General features: G+C 74.8%; 3 protein-coding genes. All 3 read right to left on the bottom strand.

Translation table 11 applies throughout. The features are described 5' to 3' along the window. Positions 1 to 1,336, bottom strand: a 1,336-nt coding sequence (locus ACFWNV_RS05155) for an MFS transporter (protein ID WP_383940698.1), incomplete at its 3' end; no start/stop codon positions are given. Positions 1,337 to 1,383: 47 nt separating this feature from the next. Beyond that, entirely contained in the window at positions 1,384 to 2,961 is a 1,578-nt protein-coding gene (locus ACFWNV_RS05150) for an amino acid adenylation domain-containing protein (protein ID WP_383940695.1), read from the bottom strand. An 85-nt stretch (positions 2,962 to 3,046) separates the two neighbouring features. Continuing rightward, positions 3,047 to 6,322, bottom strand: coding sequence for an amino acid adenylation domain-containing protein (locus ACFWNV_RS05145; protein ID WP_383940692.1), 3,276 nt, complete (start codon positions 6,320 to 6,322; stop codon positions 3,047 to 3,049). Positions 6,323 to 6,339 lie beyond the last annotated feature (17 nt).

Here is a 6,339-nt window from a genome sequence, read left to right as displayed (position 1 = left end):
CCTCCCGCGCGGCCGTGGCCGGGGTTCCGGGGGCCTCGACCCCGTCCCCGTCCCCGGTCCCGTCCTCGGTCCCGTCGTCGTCCTCGAAATCGCGCATCCGGCGCAGCGGGGAGCACAGCAGGACCAGCGGGGCCACCGACAGGGCGGCGGCGCACAGCCACAGCGCGTCGCGCACGCCCAGCAGTTCACCGAGGAACCCCGCCAGGAGGCCGCTCAGCGGCAGGACGCCCCATACGAGGAAGCGCATCGTGGCGGTCATCCGGCCGAGCAGGTGCGGCGGGCAGACGGTCTGCCGGTAGGTGACCTGGCAGATGTTGTAGAGGGTGACACCGGCCGACTGGACGAACGAGCCCAGGACGAACAGGCCGATCCTCCAGTCCTTGTCCGCGAGCGGGAGCAGCAGACCGAAGGGCATGGTCACCAACAGGGACAGCCACGTGAGCCGGGCCGCGCCGACGGCCCGGGTCACCCGGTCCGCGACGGTCGCCGCGAGCACCGAGCCGATCGTGGCCGTCGTCAGCACCCAGCCGACGGCCGCGGGCGGCAGCCCCACGGTGCGGGTCAGGAAGAGCACCTCGATGGCCATCACCGCGCTGAGGAACAGGTTCACGGCGGCGGTGTTGAGGGCGATCAGCCGCAGGACGCGGTGGCTCAGGACGTAGTCCAGCCCCTCACGGATGTCCCGCAGCAGGTGGCGGCGGGGGGCCGGCTCCGGCTTCTCCTCGCGGACGCCGATCCGCCCCAGCAGCACCACGGACACCAGAGAGGTGACGGCCTGGCCGGCCAGCGTCCCGGCGGCGCCGAGCAGTTGCACCAGGAAACCGGCGATGCCGGGGCCGGCGAACTCCGCGCCCGACCGCACCGTCTCCAGCTTCGAGTTGCCGGCGGTCAGGGTGTCCTTGCCGATGAGCGTCGGCAGGTAGCTCTGGTCGGCGACGTCGCCGAACAGCCGGGCGCAGCCCAGCAGCAGGGCGACCGCGTACAGCAGCGGCATGGAGTGCAGGCCGAGCAGGTAGGCCACCGGCAGCGCCGTCAGCAGGACGGTGCGCGCCAGGTCCGCGGCCATCATCACGCGGCGCCTGCGCATCCGGTCGACCCAGGCACCGGCCGGCAGGCCCAGTACCAGGAAGGCCGCGTGTTCGGCGGCGGCCAGCAGGCCCGCCTGCATCGGCGAGGCGTCCAGGGTGAGCACCGCCATCAGCGGGAGGGCGACGTAGGTGATGCTGCTGCCCAGCTCGTTGCAGATGTGCGAGGACATGAAGAGACGGAAGTCCCTGCGCTGCCGGTGCTCCGCGCTGGGCACGGACTCGGTGGACTCGTCGGTGGTGACGGACACGGGTGCGTTCCTTGTCTGGGTGCGGACGGGGTCCGCGGGTCGCTGGTTCATCGGGGGGCGGGCGCGGGAAGCGCCCGGGGGTCGAGCTTGCCGCCCGGGGTGCGCGGCAGCCGCTCCATCAGGGTCACGGTGGCCGGTACGAGGTACCCGGGCATGTTGGCCAAAAGGTGACGGCGCAGGGCATCCGGGGTCAGCGCGCTGCCGGGGGTGAGGGCGGCCCAGGCGGCCAGCTGCGGTCCGCCGTCCGCCGCGACGGCGCGGGCGACCACGTCGACCACGTCCGGGTGGGCGGCCACGGCCGCCTCCACCTCCTTCAGTTCGACGCGGTGCCCGCGGATCTTGACCTGGTCGTCGGCCCGCCCGAGGAAGACGAGCGGACCGCCGGGTGCCCGCGTGACCCGGTCGCCCGTGCGGTACATGCGCTCGCCCGGGGCGCCGGCGAACGGGTCGGCGACGAACCGCTCGGAGGTCAGCGCCGGCCGGCCGTGGTAGCCGCGGGCCAGGCAGGAGCCCGCCAGGTAGAGCTCGCCCGGAGCGCCGGGGGGCGCCTCGCGCAGTTCCTCGTCGAGGACGTAGGCGCGTACGCCGGCCAGTGGTTCGCCGAGCGGGATCAGTTCGTCGCCCGCGAAGGCGGCCAGTTCCGCCGGTCCGGGCTCGTAGGAGGTGGCGGTGATCGTGGACTCGGTGAGGCCGTAGCAGCTGACCACCGGGGGGTGACCGGCGGCCGCCCAGCGCACCAGGTCCGCGGTCCGGCCCGCGTCGCTGCCGATCACCACGCGGCGCAGCGCGTCCGGCAGCGCCCGCGGGGCGCGCTCCAGGTCCTTGGCCCACTGCGTCCAGTACGGGGTGGGCAGGTTGACGACGCTGATCCGCTGCTCGGCGAGGAACGGCTCCAGTTCGGCGGGCGAGAGGACGTTGTCGGTGACGAAGACGGCCGTGCCGCCCGTGCACCAGGTGGGCAGGGCCTCTTCCAGGCTGACGTCGAAAGCGGGGGCCGCGAACTGCAGCACTGCGTCCGCGGCGGTCAGCCCGTAGCGTTCGGCCAGGGTGCGGACCTGCGCGGCGAGCCCGGTGTGGCCGACCGCGACCGGCTTGGGCAGCCCGGTGGAGCCGGAGGTGAAGAGCACGTAGGCGAGGGCGCCCGGGGCGATGCCGGCGGGCGGTCCGGCCGCCGCCGTGGGGGCGACGGTGGTCGTGGGGGCGGCGGTGGTCGTGGCGGCGGCGGTGGTCGTGGCGGCCCAGAACAGCTCGCGTCCGGTACGGCGTTGCAGCATCGCGGCCGCGTACGTGTCCGGGGTGACCGCGTGCCGGGTGCCGGCGGCGTCCAGCAGGGTGCGCAGCCGCTCGTCGGGGGCCTCGAGGTCCACGAGGAGGGCGGCGGCGCCCGCGTACCAGATGCCCAGCAGCCCCACCGCCCAGTGGATGCCCCGGCGCACCCCCAGGAGCACGGTGTCCTCCGGTCCGGCGCCGGCGGCGCGCAGCTCCTCGGCCACCGCCCGGGCCCGCCGGTCGAGCTGGCGGTAGGTCAGCTCCCCTTCGGCCGCACGGACGGCGGTGGCCTCGGGTGTGATCCCGGCCCGGTGCGCGATGAGCAGGGGCACGGGGGTGGTCTCGCTGGGGCTCATGGTGGTGGTGTCTCCTGGGGATACGGGCCGGGTGCGGGCGGGCTCTTCGCGGGGGCACGGCGCGGCCGGGCCCGGTCGGGTGGGGTCAGGCCCCGTCGCGGGAGCGGGGGCGCAGGGCGGGGCGGGCGGGGGCGGCGGGTGCTGTTGCGGCCTCGGCCAGCCGGGCCGAGATGCCCGCCGGGGTGGGCGTCTCGAAGAGGTCGCGGATGCCCAGCCGTACCCCGAGCTCGGTGCCGATGCGTCCGGTCAGCCGGGTGGCGAGGAGGGAATGGCCGCCGTGGGCGAAGAAGTCGTCGTCCATGCCCGCCTCCTGGAGGCCGAGGACGGACGCGAAGATCTCGCAGACCGCCTTCTCCGCGGGGGTCGAGGGCAGCCGGCCGGCCGGGCGGTGCACGGTGGCCGGGTCGGGGAGCGCCTTGCGGTCGAGCTTGCCGTTGACGGTCAGGGGGAAGTGCGGCAGGTGCAGGAAGAGCGACGGGACCATGTAGTTGGGCAGGGTGCGGCCCAGTTCCGTGCGGAGCTCCTCGGCGGTGGGCGGTCCGGTGAAGTAGCAGACGAGCCGTTGCTGGCCCGCGTGGTCCCGGTCGACGGCGACGACGGCCTCTCCCACGCCGGGTACGGCGCGCAGCGCGGTCTCCACCTCGCCGAGTTCGATGCGGTTGCCGCGGATCTTGACCTGGTGGTCCTGCCGGCCGAGGAAGTCGAGCTGCCCGTCGGCCCGCATCCGGGCGAGGTCCCCGGTGCGGTACATGCGGCTGCCCGGCTCGGCGCTGAAGGGGTCGGGGACGTAGCGCTCGCTGCTGCGGCGGGGGTCGCGCAGGTAGCCGGGGCCCACGCCGGTGCCGCCGATGAAGAGCTCGCCGGGTACGCCGGGGGGTACGGGTGCGAGCGCGGCGTCCAGCAGGTACAGGGTGTTGTTGCGCAGCGGGCGGCCGACGGGCAGCCGGCCGTGTTCCAGCTGGGCGTGCACGTCGGGCCCGATGAAGGCGTGGGTGTTGTCGTCGGAGCACTCGGTGAGGCCGTAGGCGTTGACGATCGCCGCCTGCGGGTGGTGCGCGTACCAGCGGGTGCACAGTTCGGGGGGCAGCACCTCGCCGTTGACGACGAACCAGCGCAGCTCGGGCAGGGCCGGCGGCCGCACCCCGGTGTCCCACAGGTCGACGGCGGCGCGCACGAAGGAGGGCACGGTCTCCAGGACGGTGATCCCCCGGTGCGCGGCTTCGCCGAAGAGGGCGGCGGGGTCGGGGGCGGTGTCCCGGGAGACGAGGTGGACCTGTCCGCCGGTGATCAGCGGGGCGAGCATCTGCCATACGGAGATGTCGAAGGTCAGCGGGGCGTTCATCACCACGCGGTCGCCCTCGCCGAGGGCGAAGTCCTCGATCTTGGCCAGGAGGTGGTTGTTCATGCCCCGGCGGTGGACCATGGCGCCCTTGGGCTTGCCGGTGGAGCCGGAGGTGAAGCAGACGTAGGCGAGGGCGTCCCGGCCGCCGGCCGGCGCCGGGCGTTCCCCGGACACGGCCGCATCGTCGATCACGAGGACGGGCAGTCCGCCCGGGACGGCGGCGGCGATCTCCCCGGCGCGGGTGCGCTGTTCGGGGGCGGCCAGCAGCCGGCCGATCCCGCCGCTCGCGAGGAGGTCGGCGGTACGGGTGACCGGGCCCTCGGGGTCGAGCGGGACGTACGCCGCTCCGGCCCCGAGGATGCCGAGCAGCGCGACGGGAACGCGGGCGGTGGGCTCGCTGAGTACGGCGACCAGGTCGCCGGGGCGCACCCCGTCGGCGAGCAGGGCCAGGGTGAGGGCGTCGGCGCGGGCGACGAGGGCCGCGTAGGTCAGCTCGCGGCCGGTGTCGTCGGTGGTGGCGACGGCCTCGGGGCGGCGCTCCGCCTGCTGCCGTACGCGCTCGACGGCCTCCGCGTACTGCTCGTCGCGCGCGGTGTCGTTCCATTCGACCAGGACGCGGTGGCGTTCGGCCGGGGAGAGCAGGTCCACGGTGCCCACCGGGCACGACGGGTCGTCGGCGACGGCCTGCAGGAGCCGGGCGAGGCGTTCCAGCAGGGCCTGGGCGGTGTCCCGTTCGAAGATGTCGGGACGGTAGTCGATCTGCAGGCGCAGCCGGTCGCCGGGGATGGCGGTCAGCGAGAGCGGGTAGTGGGCGGCGTCGTGGGGGTCGACTCCGGTGACCTCGAGTCCGCCCGCGCCGAGGGCGGCGAGGCCGGCCGCGTCGACCGGGTAGTTCTGGAAGGCGACGCAGGAGTCGAAGAGCTCCCCCGCTCCGGCGAGCCGCTGGATCTCGACCAGGCCCAGGTGGTGGTGGTCGATCAGCCGCGCCTGCTCGTCCTGGAGCCGCTCGAACAGTGCGACGAGCGGCTCGGCGGGGTCGATGCGGACCCGGACCGGCACGGTGTTGATGCACAGGCCCACGATGTCGGCGACACCGGGCAGTTCGGGATCGCGGCCGCTGACGACGGCGCCGAAGACCACGTCCTCGGAGCGGATCTGGCGGCCGAGCAGCAGCCCCCAGGCGCCCTGGAGGAGGGTTCCGGAGGTGATCCGGTGGTCGCGCGCGAGGGCGCCCAGCCGTTCGGTCAGGGATGCGGGGAGGTACGTCTCGACGCGGTCGGGCAGGACCGTGCCGGGCGGCGGGGACACGGGCGCGGTGCGGGTGCCGCCCGCGAGGCCGTCGAGCGCGCGGCTCCAGGCGTCCTGGGCGGCGACGGTGTCGCGGCTGTGGAGGCGGCCGAGGAAGGCGGAGTACGGGGTGACCGGGCCCAGTGGCGCGTCGTCGGCATGGTGCAGGGCGAGGAGTTCGCGCACCAGGACCGGCCAGGACCAGCCGTCCATCAGGATGTGGTGGTAGGTGAGCAGCAGCCGGTGGGAGAGCGGGCCGGTGCGGATGAGGGTGAAGCGCAGCAGCGGCGGCCGGGCGAGGTCGAAGCGGGTGGCCCGGTCCTCGGCGAGGAGGGTGTCGACGGCGGCGGTGCGCCCGGTCTCGTCGAGCCCGGTCAGGTCCACCTGCTGCCAGGGGGTCCGTACGCCGCGCCGGACGACCTGGGCAGGTTCGCCGGTGGCGCGGCGCAGAAAGGCGGCGCGCAGGTTGGCGTGCCGTTCCAGGACGGTGTCGGCGGCGGCGCGCAGCCGGTCCGGGTCGAGGGGGCCGTCGAGGTCGAGGAGCAACTGGGCCACGTAGACATCGCGTTCGTCCTCGTCGTAGAGGGCGTGGAAGAGGATGCCGTCCTGGAGCGGGGAGAGCGGCAGGACGTCCTCGACCAGCGAGCGGGCGGCGGGAGCCGCGGCGGGAGCCGCGGCGGGCGCGGCGGTGGGAGCGGCAGTGGGAGCGGGGGTGGACGGCGGGTGGTTCATCGTGGTGTTCCTTCTGG

Source organism: Streptomyces sp. NPDC058401, assembly GCF_042722885.1.
Lineage (GTDB): Bacteria > Actinomycetota > Actinomycetes > Streptomycetales > Streptomycetaceae > Streptomyces.
Note: the sequence above shows the minus strand (reverse complement) of the source record. Positions and strands in the feature narration are given on the sequence as shown.

Coding starts and splice junctions, on each gene's coding strand:
- ACFWNV_RS05150 (WP_383940695.1), bottom strand. CDS start 2,961: ATGAGCCCCAGCGAGACCACCCCCGTGCCCCTGCTCATCGCGCACCGG.
- ACFWNV_RS05145 (WP_383940692.1), bottom strand. CDS start 6,322: ATGAACCACCCGCCGTCCACCCCCGCTCCCACTGCCGCTCCCACCGCC.